The organism is Flavobacterium sp. B167r (assembly GCF_056824315.1).
In genome coordinates, this window is the sequence record NZ_CP124859.1 from 3,402,443 (window position 1) to 3,419,731 (window position 17,289).

The window sequence follows — 17,289 nt, forward strand, 5'->3', positions numbered from 1 at the left end:
TGATATTTACAAGCATTTTAAGCTATGTGTTAGAAACTAGTTTCTTTCTAAAGTTCTTTTAAAGTAAAATAATCTATGTTTCTATGTGTTTAAAAAAGAATTTAAGGATAAATCATCAAAAACATGAAAGCAAATAAATTCACTAAAAGAACCACACCATAAACGATATTCGATTTTCCTTTACTTAAAGAAAGCATTACTGTGAAAACCGACAAAGCGAGCAATACAATAGATTTAATATCAAGGCCCAAAACGATTGGCATATTCATAGCGATACAAACCGCCGCCACACTCGGAATAGTTAATCCGATACTGGCAAGGGCAGAACCTAAAGCCAAATTTAAACTCGTTTGCAGTCTGTTTTTTCTGGCTGCAATAATTGCTGCAATAGCTTCTGGCAGTAAAATGATAATCGCAATAATAACTCCGACAAGAGATTTTGGAAGATTGTAACCTATAATAATCGTTTCAATAGTTGGCGAAAGCGTTTTAGCCAATAAAACCACAATTCCTAAACTGACTAAGAGAAAAATAAGACTCGTATAATAGGTTTTGTTATCGATTTCTATCGGATGAATTTTAGCTTCTTCATCAGTTCCATTCGTTAGAAAATATTGGCGATAGCCTTTGGTTTGAGCAAATAAAAACGAACCGTAAATGACCAAACAAGCAATTGAAGCAAAAATAAGTTGTGGAGTTGAATAATAAGAACCGTGAACACTTTCGGTAAAAGTGGGGAAAACCAAAGTAAATACAATAATAGAAATCAGCGAAACCAAACCAATCGTAACCGAAGAAGTCGAAAAATTCTGTTCATAATGTTTGATGCTTCCAATGAGAAGACACAAACCAATAATTCCGTTAAGAATAAGCATAGTTGCCGCGTAAACGGTATCTCTGGCTAAAGATGCTGCTTCAGAACCTTCAGAAAGCATTAGAGAAACAATAATTGAAACCTCTATTACAGTGATCGAAATAGCCAAAATAATCGTTCCGTAAGGTTCTCCAACACGTTCCGCAATAATTTCGGAATGATGTACAGCCGACATTACACTTAGAATAAGCAGAACACTCGCAACAATTTGAATAGTTGTGCTGTTTTCAATCCATCCAGTAAAGAACAAAACCCAAGACAGAATCGGAATAATGATGGTCCATTGTAGTAATTGTTTCATTTTTTGTAGTTTTTCAAAATTTATACTAATAATCGCCGATAGGGCCAACAGAACCGGCTTTAGCTTTAAATATACAGCTTTTATAGCTAAAAATCTTTCGAAAACTACTTTTTTAAGGACTTTTTAAGTTTTAAAGAGTCATTTTTATGAATTTTTGATGATTTCTTTTCGATGCGATTTCCCCCATTTTATCATTTCTTCGATCACAGGACCAAAAGATTTGCAATATGGAGTTGATTCATATTTGACTTGAATTTCGGCATCACGATCTTCGGTTCTTTTTAAGAGCATATTAACTTCCATTTCTTTGAGTTCTCTCGAAAGCATGCGAGTTGTGATTCCCAGAATACTTCGTTCGATTTCTCTAAAACGATGATTTCCGTTGCAAATCGAATTGATAATGGGCAAACGCCATTTTCCTCCCAAAACATGCAGCGTGTCCTGCAGCGCTTGTACTTCTTCTTTTTGATTTCTTTCCATCTTAATCATTTTTTTTTCGCCACGAATTCACGAATTTCTTTTTTTATCTAAATTCTTCCGCACTGAATTGATTAACCTCGAATTGAATATAAATCAACTAGTATAATTCGTGTCATTAGAAAATATTTTTTGCATAGATTATAAAAATAAATTTGTGAATTCGTGGCTAATAATTTTTTCCATCGCAACTGATAGAATTAGTTTGGTATACTCCGTGATACTGGTTACAAAGTTATACCATTTTGGATTTAAATTTGCTAAATAATTTTTAAATAATAAAAAAATGGAAAATCTAAAAAATAAAACAGCCGTTATAACAGGAGGAAACAGCGGAATAGGATATGCAACAGCCAAACAATTAAAAGAGCAGGGTGCAAATGTGATTATTACAGGAAGAAGAAAAGAAGCAATAGAAAAAGCAGCTCTGGAATTGGGGGTTACCGCAATCACAGCAGATCAGTCGAGTGTTTCGGATATTGAGAAATTGGCTGCTCAAGTAAAAGCTGATTTCGGTTCGGTTGATATTTTGTTTATCAATGCAGGAATTGCAGGTTTGGGAACGATTGGACAAACCTCAGAAGAATTGTATGACAGTATTATGAATGTGAATTTAAAAGGCGCTTTTTTTACTTTAGGCAAATTTACTTCTATTTTGAAAGATGGCGCTTCGGTAGTATTTCTTTCTTCTAATACGGCGAGTATGCCAGGCCCAGGATCTTCGGTTTATTCGGCGAGTAAAACGGCTTTGAATTCTATAATGAAATCGGCTGCACTCGAATTAGCGCCAAGAAAAATCAGAGTGAATTCTGTGAGCCCAGGGCCAACAGAAACCGAGGTTATGAAAAAAGTAGGCCTAGACGAAACAACTGTAAAAGGAATTATGGATGTTGTAGTAGAAAAAGTACCGCTAAAACAAATGGGTAGAGCAGAAGATGTTGCTAAAATGGTATCACATCTAAGTAGTGAGGCTTCAGCATTTATTACAGGAGCTGATTTTATTATGGATGGCGGAATGGTTTTGGCTTAAGTTACTGAGTTGCTAAGATGCTAAGTTACTGAGTTTTTCTGTTTGCGAAAAATTCTAATTTCTTATTGAATACTTAAAACAAAAGCGATCCGTTTAAGATCGCTTTTTTGATTTCAAATAAGTTTGTTTTGAAAAAACATCATTTAGGAACGATAAACACAATATGCTCCAAAAACTACTCCATCTGCATTTACGCCGTTCCGTTCTGTTGTTCTAAAAATATGTACGATAAGTTGGATGCTTTGGTTTTTATTTTTTGTGAAAAAGATGATAATTATTTTGATTCTAAATAATTTAGGTTTTGAGAACCTTGACAAAGTTTTCATTAGAAACTAAAAATAAACTCTGCAACTTAGTACCTTAGCATCTTAGAAATTATAAAAGATGACTATTCAGCAGTTAAAATATATTGTCGCTCTAGACGAAGAACGCCATTTTGCGAGAGCCGCCGAAGTTTGCATGGTAACGCAGCCCGGACTTACCATTCAGTTAAAAAATCTAGAAGAAGAAATCGGAATTAAGATTTTTGATCGAAATAAAGTGCCGTTGACGCCAACCGTTTTAGGAATCGAAATTATTAATAAAGCCAAAAAGATTCTTCGCGAAGTCGATGAAATTCGTGATTTTGTCATCAACGAAAAAAATCTGCTGGAAGGGGAGTTGAAGCTTGGCATTATTTCTACTTTATCGCCTTACCTCATTCCGCTGTTTATTCAAGCAATGAAAGAAGCAGCGCCAAAAGTACATTTTATTATTAAAGAAGGTTATACTGGACATTTGATGCGCGATTTAGAAACGGGTGCCATTGACGTTGCTATTATGGCGACACCAACCGGAAACCCGAATTTAATCGAACATGTTATTTTTAAAGAACCGTTTGTGGCTTATTTAAATCAGACGCATCCTATGGCGAATGACGAATTTTACGAAATGCAGCCTGGCGACAAAACCGAATTGTTATTGTTGCATCATGAATATTGCTACAACGCACAATTGCTAGACATCTGCGGACTAAAAACATCCGATAAAATAAAGGAACAATTTACCTACGATATCAATTCGATAGAAACCTTAAAAAATCTAGTTCGCGCCCATTTAGGATTTGCAATTATTCCGAAACTTTCGACCATAAACGAATCTGGCGCACTTTTTAAACCTTTCAAAGAACCCGTTCCCGTGAGAGAAATAAGTCTAGTAGTTTCCGATTCCTTTTCCAAGAAATTATTATTGGAGAAAATGAACGAAGCGATCTGGAACTCCCTTCCCGAATCACTCAAAAAAGATTTCAATTATAGAAAAATCCGCTGGAACGATTCGCCTTATTTTATTAAAGCGATTAGTAAGTATAGTTAGAAATAAAAATTCCAAATTCCAATTGCTGTGTAGCTTGGGATTTGGAATTTTTTATTTGGAATATTTCCCAGTTTTGTCTTCCTGAGCGAAGTCGAAGGACACGCAAGTAGTTCCGTATAATGTCGCCAATCTTTGCAGAGTTCTCGTGGAGATTTCTCCTTCGTCGAAATGACAAAAGGGGGGTAATTTATAATTAATAATTCACAATTTATAATTATTTTGACGCTTCAACAATCACATTCGCTACTTTCTCTGGCTGAGAAATAAACACCACATGACTACCTTTAATTTCAGTAATTTTTGTGTTAGAACGTTTGTACATTGCGTGCTGAATACTCGGCACAATACTTTTATCTTCAGTTGCTACGATTCCGTAAGAAGGTTTAGTTTTCCAAGCGGCTTTAGTAATTGGTGTTAAAAAACCTTGCGCATGAAAAGCACCTTGTGAAGCATACATAAAATCGGCTTGTTCTTTGCTCAAATCGCCTGCAAAACCAGCGTGGAATTTAGCTTTGTCATAATAAGCAATTCCTTTTTCATCTGGAGGCAATACACCGTTTTCTGGAGCTGGAGGCGCAGTTTGCAACCATTGAACAGAATTTTCTCCATTATCAGGCTGTAAAGCTGCTACGTAAACCAAAGCCGCTACTTTCGGGTGATTTCCAGCTTCAGTAATTACAGTTCCGCCCCAAGAATGTCCAACTAAAATTGTTGGTCCGTCTTGTTTGTCTAAAGCCAAGTTTGTAGCATTCACATCATCTTCCAAAGAACTCAACGGATTTTGAACGATTGTTACATTATAGCCTTTTTTAGTCAAAACCTTGTATAAACCTTGCCATCCCGAACCATCTGCAAATGCACCGTGAACCAATACGACATTTTTAATTTGTGGAGCTGCTGCTTTTTGTGCGTTTACGTTTACTGTTGCCAATAAGAAGCTAAAGATCAATGCTGCGAATGCTAAAGAGCGATTCAATTTTTGTTTTAAATAATTTGTTTTCATGTTGTGTATTTTTAATGTGCTGATTTTTAATTGATTAAAATTAAGAAATTAATGATACTGATAATGCGATTTCAGTATTTAATAACTTAGAAATTGGACAAATTTCTTTTGCTTTTTGAGCGGTTTGCTGAAATTCTTCTTCAGAAATTCCAGGAACTTTTCCGGTAAGTTCTAATTGAATTAAAGTAATGGTTCCGTCTTCAAAAGTTACTTTAGCCGTTGTGTCTAAATCTTCTGGAACGAAACCAGCTTCAGACAATAAAAAGCTTAATTGCATTGTAAAACAGCCAGAATGTGCCGCTGCGATTAATTCTTCAGGATTAGTTCCAACACCTTGCTCAAAACGAGTTTTGAATGATAATTGGGCATTGTCTAAAGTTGTACTTTGTGTACTAATGGTTCCTTTTCCTTCCATTCCTGTACCTTTCCAGTTTGCGTTTGCTCTTCTTGTAAATTTCATGATTTCTATTTTTAAAGTTATTTTTAAGATGATCAAATCATTTCTTTGATTTTTGATGAGACAAAGGTATAGGGAAGGTGGTTATTAATCAAATTAATAATTTTTTGTAGTTATAAAATTTATTTATAATTATTGATTGGGATACCTGTGGGATAAATTTAGGATGAATTGTACAGGGAAATAATTTTAACCTGTAGTTATGGTTTTCCATAATTCAGTCTTGAATTTATTAATGTTATTTGTTTAAGATTAGTTGGTTAAATCTCTAATCTATTTATAAATGTTTAATTTAAAAAACACATTAATGGAAACAATTGAAGCAATCAAGCCTGGTCCAAAACCAAAAAAGGAAGATGGAACATTAGATGAAAGAAGACGTGTTACGCCTGACAAAAAGAAAGATTATCCGCCTTTAAAGGAGCATGATCACAAGCCAAAGGATTGATAAGTTTTGATTTAAAGAAAAAAAAGAGACAGTTTTAAATTGTCTCTTTAAAAATTATATTAAATTAATTTTTCAAAATATCTTGCACCATTATCAGGTACTATCATAACAAAACATTTTGGGTCTTGTTGAATATATAATTTTGCGTTTAAAATAGTTTTTGGACTACCAATAATTCTTCCGTCAATTATAATGTTGAAATTTTCTTTTTCCATTTCTTCGATTTCAAAAATACCTTCTGTGATTGTTCTATCTTCTTTTTTTGAATAATATAATGTTGCATATTTTCCAAAATGGAATGTAAACTCTAATTCATCTTCATAATGATAGAGAGGGAAATCTTTACTAATCCATGTTCCTGCTAATTCTTCTTTAGTTGGTATCATACTTTAATAAATGCATTATGTTTAATGGCAGAGTGAATTTGTTTTAGTTAATTATGATTTTGTTTTTAGTAGCTTTATTTTCGCCTTTAGGAAAAATCAAAACAAATGCATTGTATGTATTATCAAAATAATGATATGTAAAATCTACATTTCCCGTTAATGTTTTTAAACTAATAGTCCCATTCGTGTTCCATTTTTTATTGAGAAAGCAGTGGTCTTTTATGAAATTCCATGTAAAGCCAAAATTCTCAGGCCATTCAATAGAACCAAAATTATTTAAAAAAGACTCTGAATGAAAAGCATTTCTAAATTCAGCATTTGCAACCGCTCCTTTAGGAGAGAGATTTTTAAGAACTAGTAGTGCGCACCTTTGTTTGGAACATTCAACATATCTTCTAAATGTAGCATGTCCTGATGCTCCGAAATGCTTTGCTATTTGTAATATTGATGGTAATCCTAATTCGTATTTTTTAATTTCATAATCGAATCGATCATTTTGAAATAAAGTAACCGAAGCAAAATAATTTGCTTCAGCTTCAAATTCTTCATCAGTGTCTGGATCTAATGTTTCATCATCATCTAAAAATTCTAATGTTTTTTTTTGCCAAGGTAAAACACTATGGCCTGTTTCATGAAGTTTTACAAAGCCTTGTCTATTTATATTTTGCTCCAAATCTAAATAGATTAATTTTTCGGAACGATCCAAAAAGCCTCTGATTTTTGATAAGCCAGATTTTAGTACTTCTGAGAAGAAAAAACTTTTGTATTTTTTTTCTAATGACTTTAAGTCTATTCCGCTAGCTATAACAAGCTCTGAATGTTGAACAATCTTATCAATTGGAGTAGGAAACACATCCAATGATTTTGATTGTTTTAAAATGTCATAAGAAATATTATCTATGTCTTTTTTAGATTGTAGATGCATTCTTATTTTTAAATTTGATAAATTTAATAAACTCAATAATTTCTTTTTCTTCTTCTAAAGAAAGCTTGTCTTTATAAAAAGCAATTTCTTTTTCTAAAAAACTTTTATCGTCATTTACTTCTAATATATTGTCTTTTTTTTCAATTATTCCAGAAGCGGTTAATAAAATATCAAGATTGATTTTGTAAACCGAAGCTAATTTGTAAAGTATATTAGCAGAAGGTTTTTTTATTTTGTCATTTTCTAATTGACTTAAATAAGCATTAGATATCCCAGTTGCATTTTCAACCTCGCGAAGAGTTAAGGAAACATTTTCTCTTGTACTCTTCAATGTTTTTCCTAGAGTTTCCATACGTTTTTTTATCAAATATAATCTATAATCTAAATATATCAAAACCTTTGTTAATTTTTTTAAGAAAATTATATCGAAAAGCTTGCTAAGTAAATTTAGATTCTTTATCTTTGCTCTGTATTAATGTTATAATCAGGATAAAAAGATTACATTCCTGCTTGTTGAGTAAGGATTTTGCTGGTGTGATTAGGAAAAAAAGCGTCTACCCCGATGCGCTATAGTTTGAAAATTTAATTTATAAAGCAATTTTAATTAGTTGAGTTGCTTGATTTCCAGAAAAAGTTTTTTTCTTTTTTAACTGTCTTGTGCTATTGAGGCAACTTAATATACGATTAATTAATGAAAAAAGTTGAAATTAATTTGTAGTTAATTTCTTTTTGCGTAGAATATTTTGTGATTTAATAATCAAGAAACTATTTGTTGTTTCTTTTTGTTTAATGCAAAATATTGAAGAGTATTAGTTATGTGTAACTAATTAGTAGATATCGCAAGTAATTAAATTAAAAATGATACAGAAGTATCGCTTAAAATTAAAATTATAGACTTTAAAAAAAAGACAAATTATAATTCCGTTTGTCAACCAAAAGGTTAGTCACCTAAAGGGATATGAAATATATGAGATTTGTTTTTTGTAACTCTGATCCGGGTGCAAAGATATAAATCAAATTCAATTTTGAGTAAAGAAAAGTGTTAAAATTTGAGTTGTCATGTATTGCAGGGATTGAGGACGAAGAAACCCTATACTTTAACTTAAAAAAAGAACAGAAATGATAGATATCATAAAAAATTTCGGTCTTGACCAACGCGGTTTTACTCAACATAGTGTTGAATTTGTAAATGTTTACTTAGGTGTAGACAATTCATTATTCTTAGATTATAATAAAATTATTCTAGGAAATTCTAAATTCTATAAATTAATGCAGAATGATTTAAATATTTTTATGAGAAATATGTTTAATCATTTGGCAAATAGTAATGATAAGGATTTGGAGAAATTATTATTAGGCCTTCATGAAACTAACGCTACACATTTAGGAATGTCAAAAGACAAACCCAAAGGCAATTCAGTAGGCAATGAATTAAAAAAAGAGATTTTCAATAATTTGCAATTTTTGAAAAAAATCTTTTTAAAAGGAAATTTAGAAATTGATTGTCTTTATTTTGGCATAGAAAAAATTGGTCCAGATAGGATATCTGACATTGTTACGAGTATCGTTAAAAAGCAATTAATATTATTTACTCAACAGCAATGTAAAGTACATGGTATTCAGATGTATTCTCAAGCAGTCAGTAAAGTTTTTGATTCAGGTAATTTAACTTGGGGCGCATCTTTTTTTGATTTACCAGTTTATGATAATAAACCTATAATATTCGTTCCAAAGGATATTGTGTCAACTTATGCAGGAATATCGGGAACTTTTGACTCTTTTGTGCGATATGGGTTTAATAATTTTTTTAAATCTTCATTAGATTATAAATTAGAAGTTCGAGGTAAAGATGGTGATATTGATTCAAATCTAAAAAGAAATGAATTTGATGAATATTTTAAGAGTTTAGGTTTAAATAAGAAGAAAATTTCTCAGAAAATATTATTAGAAACAGATAATTTAGATTTGGTAAATGCATTAGCATAAAACCGAAAATTAATTTCAGTCTTAACTGATGATGATTTAATTGAGATAATAGAAAGTAAATTTAGAGAAGCTAATTAATAAATGCTTAATAGATAATCTTTCATATTGCAATACCTCAAAATTGAATTATAATTTTGGGGTATTTTTATGTAAAATATTACATGAAGCATAAGTTTATTGTAAAAGATATACTCTGCATAAAAAATTAAAAACCCTTGGTCTTTTGAGAGAAGATCAAGGGTTTTAATTTTTTCAAAAAAGAAACCTTATTCTACATCCAAATACGGATTTAAAGTTTCGGCTAGTTCATTGAGCCAATAGAAACTGTCTCTTAATTTGGTTTCTTGGTTGATGTTTTCTTGTTCGCTCATAACGTTTAGTGCGAGGGTAAAATTTACCTGTCTTAGGGCTTTTGCCATATCGATTGGGTCGATTCTGTCGTTGAAGAAATTCATCAGCTTGATTTCGGCTTCTTTTGAAAGGGTTTTGGTACTCATAATCTTAACTTTTAGGGAAATATAAAACCCGTATAGCTACAGGTGTCCTACGCAGTTAAGAACGCGTTGCGATTGTTTCCAATACCGCCACCATACCATACGGGCAAACTTTTTTTCTGTGATCATAATTCTTAATTTTTAGGAATCGCAAATATATTAAAAAAAGCGCGACTTTAATAAATAAGAAAAATAATACGTTTTTATAGAGAATGATTTCCAAAATTCTCCTTATAAAAACAAGAACCCTAGCCCTGATAGGAGCGGCATCCTTTTTCTTGCTTCTTTAGCAAGGAAAAGATATAGCGGATAGCAGGAATTAGCTCCTCAATAAATACTACAACTTCAAGTCCTGTCCATTTCAGCCTTTAATCTGTCCATTTCAACTATTTTCTGATTTCGCAAGAAGGGTTATCGAAATACTTTTGACAAAGAAATTAACGAATAACACTAATTTAAAAATCAAAAAAATGAAAACACTTCAGAGAAACACACCTTCTTTTATACAAACAATTGCAGCGGGAACTTTTATGCTGTTGGCATCAGCTTCTTTTGCTCAAAACAAAGACAAACAAACTAAGAACGATGCGAGTTTAATTCGTCCTTATCATATAAGCGTTTCGCAGGATGCGATTACAGATCTTCGCAATCGCATCAATGCGACAAGATGGCCAGATCAGGAAACGGTTAACGATCAATCGCAAGGTGTAAAACTGAATCAGATTCAGGGTTTGGTAAAATATTGGGGAACAGATTATGATTGGCATAAAGCCGAAGACAAATTAAACGCGCTGCCTCAGTTTGTAACCAACATCGACGGACTGGATATTCAGTTTGTACATGTAAAATCGAAACATAAAAATGCAATGCCTTTGATTATTACTCACGGTTGGCCAGGTTCCGTTTTTGAACTTTTAAAAGTCGTTGGACCGCTTACAGATCCGACTTCATATGGCGGAAAAGCAGAAGATGCTTTCGATTTGGTTATTCCGTCTATGCCTGGTTACGGTTTTTCTGAAAAACCAAAAGGAACAGGCTGGGGACCAGAGAAAATTGGAAATGCTTGGGATGTTTTAATGAAACGTTTAGGGTATAAAAATTATGTTTCGCAAGGCGGCGATTGGGGTTCTGTAATTGCAGATGCCATGGCGCGCCAAGCTCCAGATGGTTTGTTAGGAATTCACGTGAATATGCCTGCGACTGTTCCTGCTGATGTTGCAAAAGCTTTAAAAGATGGTGATCCAGCTCCTCAAGGATTATCGGTTAAGGAAAAAGCTGCTTTTAATTCACTAAACAAATTATATACAAAAGGCGGTGGTTATGCCGGAATGATGGTAACACGTCCGCAGACTTTAGGCTACGGATTGACAGATTCTCCTGTTGGATTGGCTTCCTTTTTCTTGGATAAATTCAACGAATGGACCTACAGCGGAGGAAATGCCGAAAAATCACTTACAAAAGACGAAATGCTAGACGATATTTCATTGTATTGGCTAACGAATACAGCTAATTCTTCGGCTCAATTGTATTGGGAAAATAACAATAACAATTTTAATGCTTTCGAACAAAAAACGGCTGATATTAAAATTCCAGTAGCGATTACAGTATTTCCTGGAGAGATTTATCAGGCACCAAAAAGCTGGGCTGAAAAAGCATACAAAAACTTGTCTTATTATAATGAAGTAAACAAAGGCGGACACTTCGCTTCATGGGAAGAACCACAAATTTTCACTGTTGAACTTCGAGACGCTTTTAGAGGATTAAGAAGTAAAAAATAATTTAAAGTATCTAAAATATAGAAAAATATTTCACGCAGGTTTTCCAGATTAAAGCAGATTTAATTTTAGAAAAAATCAGCTAGATCAGCTTAAATCTTTTAAAATCTGCGTGAAATAATTAAAAAATATCCAAACTAAAAACAGAAAAAATCATGGAAACGAAAAAACAAAAAACATGGGTTGTAATCGCAATTATTATTTTAGGAATCATTGCCTTTTTAGTTCCGAATCAGCTTTCGGCTCAGACAGGAGTAAAACGCACCGATTTGCAAAGACACGATCTAAGTACTCCAGGAAAAGAAATGGTTCAAGCGAGAATCGATTTTGCAGCACATTCAGCATTTGGAAACCACTTTCACCCAGGAGAAGAAGTGATTTATGTTGTAGAAGGCACTTTAGAATATCAAATAGAAGGCGAAAAACCTGTAATTCTAAAAGCAGGAGAAGTACTTTTTATTCCTGCAGGCGTAGTGCATTCCGCTAAAAATAATACCAATACTAACGCAGCAGAACTAGCAACTTATATTGTAGAAAAAGGAAAACCAATCTTGACGTTGAAGAAGTAGTATTTGTTTAAAGTTTCAGGTTTCAAGTTGGACATTCATAATTCATAATTAAGTATTGTCCATTTCAACCCCGACTTTGTTCACTTCACCTATTTTCAACTTTTAAAACAAGCATTGTCAAAATACCTTTGACGAAGAAATTAACTGATAATCAAATAATAAAAAACTAATAATTATGAAAACGATCTTAAAAATTACAAACAGCATCACAACGAAAATAGTTTTAATTGCAATCTTTTTTATGAATGCAAATTTAACTCAAGCACAAACTTCAACGCAAAAAGTAATCGAAGTAAGCAGTTCCCTTGGAACTTTAAAGCAAATCAAAGCAGGTTTATTAAACGTAGGTTACACAGAAGCTGGACCTGCAAACGGAACACCAGTAATCTTACTTCACGGTTGGCCTTACGATATTCATAGTTACAACGAAGTCGTTCCGATTTTAGTAGCAAAAGGATATCACGTTTTTACACCTTATTTAAGAGGATTCGGGACAACTACCTTTCTTTCTAAAGATACTTTCAGAAACGGTCAGCAAGCAGCTTTAGCAAGTGATATTATCGCTTTTATGGATGCGTTAAAAATAGACAAAGCCGTAATTGGCGGTTTCGATTGGGGAGCTAGAACAGCAGTTGTAGTTTCAGCACTTTGGCCAGAACGCGTAAAAGGATTGGTTTCGGTAAGCGGTTATTTGGTAGTGAATTTAGAAGCTAATTTAAAACCGCTTCCTCCAACAGCTGAATTAGGATGGTGGTACCAATATTATTTCGCAACCGAAAGAGGAAAACAAGGTTACACACAAAACACTTACGATTTCAATAAACTAATCTGGAAAATCGCTTCTCCACTATGGAATTTCGACAAAGCAACTTACGATCAAACCGCTCAATCTTTTGACAATCCAGATCACGTAGCAATTGTAATTCACAATTACAGATGGAGACAATCGCTAGAAGCAGGAGAATCTAAATATGATGCTTTAGAAAAACGTTTGGCATCAAAACCAGAAATTAAAATTCCAACCATTACAATAGGAAGTGATTTTGACGGCGCTTTCGCGGATGGAAAAGCGTATGCAAGTAAGTTCACAGGAAAATACGAGCACAGAATTTTAAAAGGAATCGGACACGACGTTCCGCAAGAAGATCCGAAAGCATTTGCGCAAGCCATAATTGATGTAGCTAATTTGAAATAAATATCAATATCAAACAAATAAGAACAAACATTTCACTTTTTACAAATAACATTTTACAAAGAAAAAACATGGAAACAAAAGTTTTATACACAGGAAAAACACATACAACAGGCGGTAGAGAAGGAGCTTCTCAAAGTTCAGACGAACAATTGAATATCAAATTAAGCGCACCGGGATCTTCACGTCCGGGAACAAATCCAGAGCAGTTGTTTGCTGCAGGATGGTCGGCTTGTTTTATCGGAGCTTTAGGAATCGCGGCTTCAAAACAAGGAATTAAACTTCCTGCTGAAACTGCAGTAGATGCTGAGGTTGATTTATGTGTAACGGAAGGAGAATATTCGCTTCAAGCGAGATTAAACATCAGCCTTCCAGGATTGGACACTGAAACTGCAGAAGTTTTGGCGGCTCAAGCGCACCAGACTTGTCCATATTCTAAAGCAACTAAAGGAAATATTTACGTTGAAATTAATATTCTTTAATACTAGTTCAGTTAACCTGCAAGGTTTTTAAAACCTTGTAGGTTTAGCTTAATTTTGAGAATACTAAAAAGCATACCTACAAGGTTTTCAAAACCTTGCAGGACATAAAATAGAAATCATGGAAAAGATAAAAATTATAGGTTTTTTAATGTTACTGTTTTTATTAACAGGAAACATTAGTTTCAGTCAGAACTCAGATAAAAAAGGTTTTGCACTTTTAGAATTATATACTTCCGAAGGCTGTTCGAGCTGTCCGCCGGCAGATGAATTGCTTGGGAAGATTCAAAATGAATATCAAGACAAAAATGTTTACGTACTGGCTTATCACGTGGATTATTGGGACAAACAAGGGTGGAAAGACATTTTTAGCAATGCCAATTATACACAAAGACAATACGATTATGCGCAATTTTTTGGAAAAGAGCCAATCTACACTCCGCAAGTAATCATTAACGGAAAATCAGATTATATCGGTTCTCAGGAAACCAGTTTAAGAAACGGAATAAAATCGGCACTTTCTAAACCTTCTGCGGTCGATTTGTCTTTAGAAACAAAACAGCAAAATGATAAATTGACTCTGAATTACAGTATTATCGGCGCTTTTAAAAACAGTCATTTACTAGTTGCAGTGGTTCAAAAATCGGCAAAAAGCAATGTGAAAAGAGGAGAGAACGCACACCGAGTTTTATCGCATTTTCAAATCGTACAGCGTTTGCAGACCATTGATTTAAAAACAGCAAAAGGAAGTTCAACAATTACTCTGCCTAAGAATTTTAATCCACAAGATTTTGAAGTGGTTGGATTTGTGCAGGATATGAAATCAGGCGCTATTCTTGGAGTAAAACGTGCTTAAGTTTTTGTTTCACGCTCCCGATATCGATCGGAATTTAAAGAAATATTCCGTACTATTTGTCATTTCGACGAAGGAGAAATCACACTAGAAACTCACAAAACGAATTTTCAATCTTTGTAGAGTTACGAGTGTGATTTCTCCTTCGTCGAAATGACAAAATATACGCGTAACGTTTCTGTTTTTAAATAAAAAATCTGCTCAATATGCAAAATCTGCGAGAGCAAAATCTAATTTAATTTTTCAAAATAAACCTATCTTTGACAGAGCAAGATCAAAAAATAAACCTTAATTATGGAAAAAGTTAAACGCTTTCAGGTTTCTCAAAAAGTCATTTGGGGAAGTTCTATCGCGCTGGCGATTATGGCTTCGATACCTAAATTATTTGATGCCGATTCTACGCCTGGTGATCTTATTATAAATTCTTCAATTACACTTTTGTTCTCCCTTTTTATATGGCATTACAATATTTATAGTTTACCTAAATTTTCTTCGCACCGCGTAAATAAAAGTCTTTTTAACTGGAAACTTTTGTTGAGTGTTGTAATGGGGATTCTGCTGATGGTGGTTCTGGTAATTGCGCATCAAGAGCTCTTTCAGGTATCCAAAATGGACGCACCGATTATGTTCGAACTTCGTGGTGTTTTGATTAACCTTATCGTTTATATGTTTTTGCATTTGCTTTTTCAAAACTATCAGACTCAGCAAATGGGAGTAGAACTTGAGCGAACAAAAGCAGTAAATCTTGGCGCTCAATACGAATTGCTAAAACAGCAGGTTAATCCGCATTTTCTTTTTAATAGTTTGAATACCTTAAAATCAATGGTCGATATTCAAGATCCGCAGAGTTCCGATTTTATATTGAAATTATCTGATTTTTACCGATTTACATTAGAAAGCCGAAAAATGGATTTGATTCCGCTGAGCGAAGAACTTCAGATTTTAGACTCCTATGTTTATTTGCTGAAAGCGCGTTTTGAAGACGGATTTGTTTTAGAAAATAAAATTGATCCCAAACAATACGATTGTGCAATTCCGCCTTTTAGCTTGCAATTATTGATTGAAAACTGCATCAAGCACAATGTCGTTTCTTTAGACAAACCTTTGATTATTAAACTCTACACCGAAAATGAGTTTTTAGTAATTGAAAATAAAATTCAACTCAAAAGAGGCGCGGTGTCTACAGGTGTTGGTTTGGATAATATCAACCAGCGTTTTATGCACCTGATTCACAAAGAAATTGAAATTGATAAAGACGAAAACACTTTTAAAGTAAAAATACCACTGAATTATGAATATCATAATAATTGAAGATGAAGTAAAAACGGCCAAAGCACTTGGCCAGCTTATTCTGAGCATCAGACCCGATGTTCAGATTTTGTCTTATATACAAAGCATTGACGGAGCGGTTGATTATCTTATGGAAAACGATCAGCCCGATCTTATTTTTATGGATATTCAGCTTGCAGACGGCCAATGTTTCGAGATTTTTAAAAATGTTGAGGTGGTGTCGCCTGTAATTTTCTGTACTGCTTTTGACGATTATGCAATCGAAGCTTTCAAATCAAATGGAATTGATTATGTTCTAAAACCATTTTCAAGAGACAGTATTTCGCAAGCTTTAAAGAAAGCGGGAGAATTGAAAAACTTCTTTCAGAGAAATAAAAAAGCAATGCCAGATTTCGAACTTTTATTAACGAGAAATGGTGAAAATAAAGGGAAAAGCAGTTTTTTGGTTTTCAAAAACAATAAATATCAAACGGTTTTAACGGAGAATATTGCGTTTTTTTTCATCAAAAACGAAACGCCTACCATTATGACTTTAGATAAAAACGAATATCCGTTAACGCAGTCTTTAGATGAAATTTACAAGCTTTTATCGCCAATTCAGTTCTTTAGAGTGAACCGACAATATTTGGTTAATTTTGCAGCAATACGAGAGGCAGAGCATTATTTTTCACGTAAGATAATCGTGAAATTAAGCGTTCCGACAGAAGATAAATTATTGGTTGGAAAAGAAAAAGCAACTGCATTTTTAAGCTGGTTAGAAAACAGATAAAACCAATTAATTTATTGTTTTTCTAAGATAAATTAATTGGCTCAATTTTACAATCCAGGAAACATAAAACAGCTTATAAAAAACAAAGCTGAAAGTATAAAACAGAGAATTAAAATGATCTTTTTCATGACATTTTTTTATTAAGAAAGATTAAGTAGAAAATAATAAAATGCCTAATATTCAAGTATTAGGCATTTTTATTTTGATGTAATTTTGTTTTTAATTGATTTCTGATGGAGTATAAGTTGCTATATATAATTTTCTATACATTGCATACGTTACACTTACCATTACAAAGGCGATTATGGCATCTGTTGCAGCGCCAAAACCTAAGACAGCGATTTTTGAAAAGAAAGCAAAGATGATGTCGAAAAATATTCCTGCGAAAACCCATTCTTTCAATCGTAACAATTTGTTCGGAATTAAAAGCGTAATGACACCGGCTAATTTAAAAACGCCAAGGATATAAATAAAATGCGCTGGATATCCCAATTGTTGTGTGATTCCCCAAACCAATGGATTCTTTGTCAATTCGAAGAAACCGCTTGCGCCAAACCATAAAGAAGTTAATACTGCGCCTGTCCAATAGATAATTTTTGTTGTTTTTGAGTTCATGATTTTGATATTT

Annotated in this window: 20 protein-coding genes; 11 read left to right on the forward strand and 9 right to left on the reverse strand. The window is 33.3% G+C overall.

The window, feature by feature from the left end; all coding sequences use genetic code 11:
• Positions 1-101 precede the first annotated feature (101 nt).
• Positions 102-1,175, reverse strand: coding sequence for a calcium:cation antiporter (locus QLQ96_RS15225; RefSeq protein ID WP_482491458.1), 1,074 nt, complete (start codon positions 1,173-1,175; stop codon positions 102-104).
• Positions 1,176-1,319: 144 nt separating this feature from the next.
• Positions 1,320-1,655 carry a winged helix-turn-helix transcriptional regulator gene (locus tag QLQ96_RS15230; RefSeq protein WP_482491459.1) on the reverse strand — a complete coding sequence of 112 codons (336 nt, stop codon included), beginning with the start codon at positions 1,653-1,655 and terminating at the stop codon, positions 1,320-1,322.
• Positions 1,656-1,938: 283 nt separating this feature from the next.
• Between QLQ96_RS15230 and QLQ96_RS15235 the strand changes: the two genes are divergently transcribed.
• Together QLQ96_RS15235 and QLQ96_RS15240 are read left to right on the forward strand one after the other, a co-directional pair.
• Positions 1,939-2,682: an SDR family oxidoreductase gene (locus tag QLQ96_RS15235; RefSeq protein ID WP_482491460.1), complete on the forward strand. Its 744-nt coding sequence runs from the start codon at positions 1,939-1,941 to the stop codon at positions 2,680-2,682.
• Between the two features lie 384 nt (positions 2,683-3,066).
• Complete coding sequence (locus QLQ96_RS15240) at positions 3,067-4,035, forward strand: LysR substrate-binding domain-containing protein (protein WP_482491461.1); 969 nt, start codon at positions 3,067-3,069, stop codon at positions 4,033-4,035.
• A gap of 214 nt (positions 4,036-4,249) precedes the next feature.
• Here QLQ96_RS15240 and QLQ96_RS15245 read toward each other — a convergent pair whose 3' ends face one another.
• Both QLQ96_RS15245 and QLQ96_RS15250 read right to left on the reverse strand, forming a co-directional pair.
• Positions 4,250-5,038, reverse strand: a complete 789-nt coding sequence (locus QLQ96_RS15245) for an alpha/beta hydrolase (RefSeq protein WP_482491462.1) — start codon at positions 5,036-5,038, stop codon at positions 4,250-4,252.
• Between the two features lie 40 nt (positions 5,039-5,078).
• On the reverse strand, positions 5,079-5,498 hold the full coding sequence (locus tag QLQ96_RS15250) for an OsmC family protein (RefSeq protein ID WP_482491463.1): 420 nt from the start codon (positions 5,496-5,498) through the stop codon (positions 5,079-5,081).
• Between the two features lie 304 nt (positions 5,499-5,802).
• On the opposite strand from QLQ96_RS15250, the gene QLQ96_RS15255 reads away from it, so the two are divergent.
• Entirely contained in the window at positions 5,803-5,943 is a 141-nt protein-coding gene (locus QLQ96_RS15255) for a hypothetical protein (RefSeq protein WP_308854771.1), read from the forward strand.
• Between the two features lie 59 nt (positions 5,944-6,002).
• Here the strand turns inward: QLQ96_RS15255 and QLQ96_RS15260 are convergent, their stop codons facing one another.
• From QLQ96_RS15260 to QLQ96_RS15270, 3 genes are read right to left on the reverse strand one after another with little or no spacing between them, the layout of a single operon-like run.
• On the reverse strand, positions 6,003-6,329 hold the full coding sequence (locus QLQ96_RS15260) for a hypothetical protein (RefSeq protein ID WP_482491464.1): 327 nt from the start codon (positions 6,327-6,329) through the stop codon (positions 6,003-6,005).
• 43 nt (positions 6,330-6,372) lie between these two features.
• Positions 6,373-7,254 carry an ImmA/IrrE family metallo-endopeptidase gene (locus QLQ96_RS15265; protein ID WP_482491466.1) on the reverse strand — a complete coding sequence of 294 codons (882 nt, stop codon included), beginning with the start codon at positions 7,252-7,254 and terminating at the stop codon, positions 6,373-6,375.
• Positions 7,238-7,606, reverse strand: a complete 369-nt coding sequence (locus QLQ96_RS15270) for a helix-turn-helix domain-containing protein (RefSeq protein ID WP_482491468.1) — start codon at positions 7,604-7,606, stop codon at positions 7,238-7,240. The genes QLQ96_RS15265 and QLQ96_RS15270 overlap by 17 nt, the downstream gene beginning before the upstream one ends.
• Before the next feature lie 767 nt (positions 7,607-8,373).
• Here QLQ96_RS15270 and QLQ96_RS15275 point away from each other — a divergent pair.
• Positions 8,374-9,240, forward strand: coding sequence for a hypothetical protein (locus QLQ96_RS15275; RefSeq protein WP_482491470.1), 867 nt, complete (start codon positions 8,374-8,376; stop codon positions 9,238-9,240).
• Positions 9,241-9,506: 266 nt separating this feature from the next.
• Here QLQ96_RS15275 and QLQ96_RS15280 read toward each other — a convergent pair whose 3' ends face one another.
• Positions 9,507-9,737 (reverse strand): hypothetical protein, encoded by a 231-nt coding sequence (locus QLQ96_RS15280; protein ID WP_482491472.1) that lies wholly within the window; start codon positions 9,735-9,737, stop codon positions 9,507-9,509.
• Positions 9,738-10,204: 467 nt separating this feature from the next.
• On the opposite strand from QLQ96_RS15280, the gene QLQ96_RS15285 reads away from it, so the two are divergent.
• The 7 genes from QLQ96_RS15285 to QLQ96_RS15315 all read left to right on the forward strand — a co-directional run bounded on the left by QLQ96_RS15285 (position 10,205) and on the right by QLQ96_RS15315 (position 16,661).
• A complete protein-coding gene (locus QLQ96_RS15285) occupies positions 10,205-11,512 on the forward strand; it encodes an epoxide hydrolase family protein (RefSeq protein ID WP_482491474.1) in 1,308 nt (435 codons plus the stop codon).
• A 152-nt stretch (positions 11,513-11,664) separates the two neighbouring features.
• Entirely contained in the window at positions 11,665-12,078 is a 414-nt protein-coding gene (locus tag QLQ96_RS15290) for a cupin domain-containing protein (protein WP_482491475.1), read from the forward strand.
• A gap of 175 nt (positions 12,079-12,253) precedes the next feature.
• The gene (locus QLQ96_RS15295) at positions 12,254-13,273 is read left to right on the forward strand and encodes an alpha/beta fold hydrolase (protein ID WP_482491477.1); all 1,020 of its coding nucleotides are present in this window, start codon (positions 12,254-12,256) and stop codon (positions 13,271-13,273) included.
• A gap of 68 nt (positions 13,274-13,341) precedes the next feature.
• On the forward strand, positions 13,342-13,752 hold the full coding sequence (locus QLQ96_RS15300) for an organic hydroperoxide resistance protein (protein ID WP_482491478.1): 411 nt from the start codon (positions 13,342-13,344) through the stop codon (positions 13,750-13,752).
• 118 nt (positions 13,753-13,870) lie between these two features.
• On the forward strand, positions 13,871-14,605 hold the full coding sequence (locus tag QLQ96_RS15305; protein ID WP_482491479.1) for a DUF1223 domain-containing protein: 735 nt from the start codon (positions 13,871-13,873) through the stop codon (positions 14,603-14,605).
• A 291-nt stretch (positions 14,606-14,896) separates the two neighbouring features.
• The gene (locus QLQ96_RS15310; protein WP_482491480.1) at positions 14,897-15,913 is read left to right on the forward strand and encodes a sensor histidine kinase; all 1,017 of its coding nucleotides are present in this window, start codon (positions 14,897-14,899) and stop codon (positions 15,911-15,913) included.
• A complete protein-coding gene (locus tag QLQ96_RS15315) occupies positions 15,894-16,661 on the forward strand; it encodes a LytR/AlgR family response regulator transcription factor (protein ID WP_482491482.1) in 768 nt (255 codons plus the stop codon). The genes QLQ96_RS15310 and QLQ96_RS15315 overlap by 20 nt, the downstream gene beginning before the upstream one ends.
• A gap of 219 nt (positions 16,662-16,880) precedes the next feature.
• Here the strand turns inward: QLQ96_RS15315 and QLQ96_RS15320 are convergent, their stop codons facing one another.
• A complete protein-coding gene (locus tag QLQ96_RS15320) occupies positions 16,881-17,276 on the reverse strand; it encodes a DoxX family protein (RefSeq protein ID WP_482491483.1) in 396 nt (131 codons plus the stop codon).
• Positions 17,277-17,289: the final 13 nt, after the last annotated feature.

Excerpts from the sequence above, each read along its gene's own strand:
- QLQ96_RS15225 (WP_482491458.1), bottom strand. The coding sequence starts at position 1,175 with ATGAAACAATTACTACAATGGACCATCATTATTCCGATTCTGTCTTGG.
- QLQ96_RS15230 (WP_482491459.1), bottom strand. The coding sequence starts at position 1,655 with ATGGAAAGAAATCAAAAAGAAGAAGTACAAGCGCTGCAGGACACGCTG.
- QLQ96_RS15235 (WP_482491460.1), top strand. The coding sequence starts at position 1,939 with ATGGAAAATCTAAAAAATAAAACAGCCGTTATAACAGGAGGAAACAGC.
- QLQ96_RS15240 (WP_482491461.1), top strand. The coding sequence starts at position 3,067 with ATGACTATTCAGCAGTTAAAATATATTGTCGCTCTAGACGAAGAACGC.
- QLQ96_RS15245 (WP_482491462.1), bottom strand. The coding sequence starts at position 5,038 with ATGAAAACAAATTATTTAAAACAAAAATTGAATCGCTCTTTAGCATTC.
- QLQ96_RS15250 (WP_482491463.1), bottom strand. The coding sequence starts at position 5,498 with ATGAAATTTACAAGAAGAGCAAACGCAAACTGGAAAGGTACAGGAATG.
- QLQ96_RS15255 (WP_308854771.1), top strand. The coding sequence starts at position 5,803 with ATGGAAACAATTGAAGCAATCAAGCCTGGTCCAAAACCAAAAAAGGAA.
- QLQ96_RS15260 (WP_482491464.1), bottom strand. The coding sequence starts at position 6,329 with ATGATACCAACTAAAGAAGAATTAGCAGGAACATGGATTAGTAAAGAT.
- QLQ96_RS15265 (WP_482491466.1), bottom strand. The coding sequence starts at position 7,254 with ATGCATCTACAATCTAAAAAAGACATAGATAATATTTCTTATGACATT.
- QLQ96_RS15270 (WP_482491468.1), bottom strand. The coding sequence starts at position 7,606 with ATGGAAACTCTAGGAAAAACATTGAAGAGTACAAGAGAAAATGTTTCC.
- QLQ96_RS15275 (WP_482491470.1), top strand. The coding sequence starts at position 8,374 with ATGATAGATATCATAAAAAATTTCGGTCTTGACCAACGCGGTTTTACT.
- QLQ96_RS15280 (WP_482491472.1), bottom strand. The coding sequence starts at position 9,737 with ATGAGTACCAAAACCCTTTCAAAAGAAGCCGAAATCAAGCTGATGAAT.
- QLQ96_RS15285 (WP_482491474.1), top strand. The coding sequence starts at position 10,205 with ATGAAAACACTTCAGAGAAACACACCTTCTTTTATACAAACAATTGCA.
- QLQ96_RS15290 (WP_482491475.1), top strand. The coding sequence starts at position 11,665 with ATGGAAACGAAAAAACAAAAAACATGGGTTGTAATCGCAATTATTATT.
- QLQ96_RS15295 (WP_482491477.1), top strand. The coding sequence starts at position 12,254 with ATGAAAACGATCTTAAAAATTACAAACAGCATCACAACGAAAATAGTT.
- QLQ96_RS15300 (WP_482491478.1), top strand. The coding sequence starts at position 13,342 with ATGGAAACAAAAGTTTTATACACAGGAAAAACACATACAACAGGCGGT.
- QLQ96_RS15305 (WP_482491479.1), top strand. The coding sequence starts at position 13,871 with ATGGAAAAGATAAAAATTATAGGTTTTTTAATGTTACTGTTTTTATTA.
- QLQ96_RS15310 (WP_482491480.1), top strand. The coding sequence starts at position 14,897 with ATGGAAAAAGTTAAACGCTTTCAGGTTTCTCAAAAAGTCATTTGGGGA.
- QLQ96_RS15315 (WP_482491482.1), top strand. The coding sequence starts at position 15,894 with ATGAATATCATAATAATTGAAGATGAAGTAAAAACGGCCAAAGCACTT.
- QLQ96_RS15320 (WP_482491483.1), bottom strand. The coding sequence starts at position 17,276 with ATGAACTCAAAAACAACAAAAATTATCTATTGGACAGGCGCAGTATTA.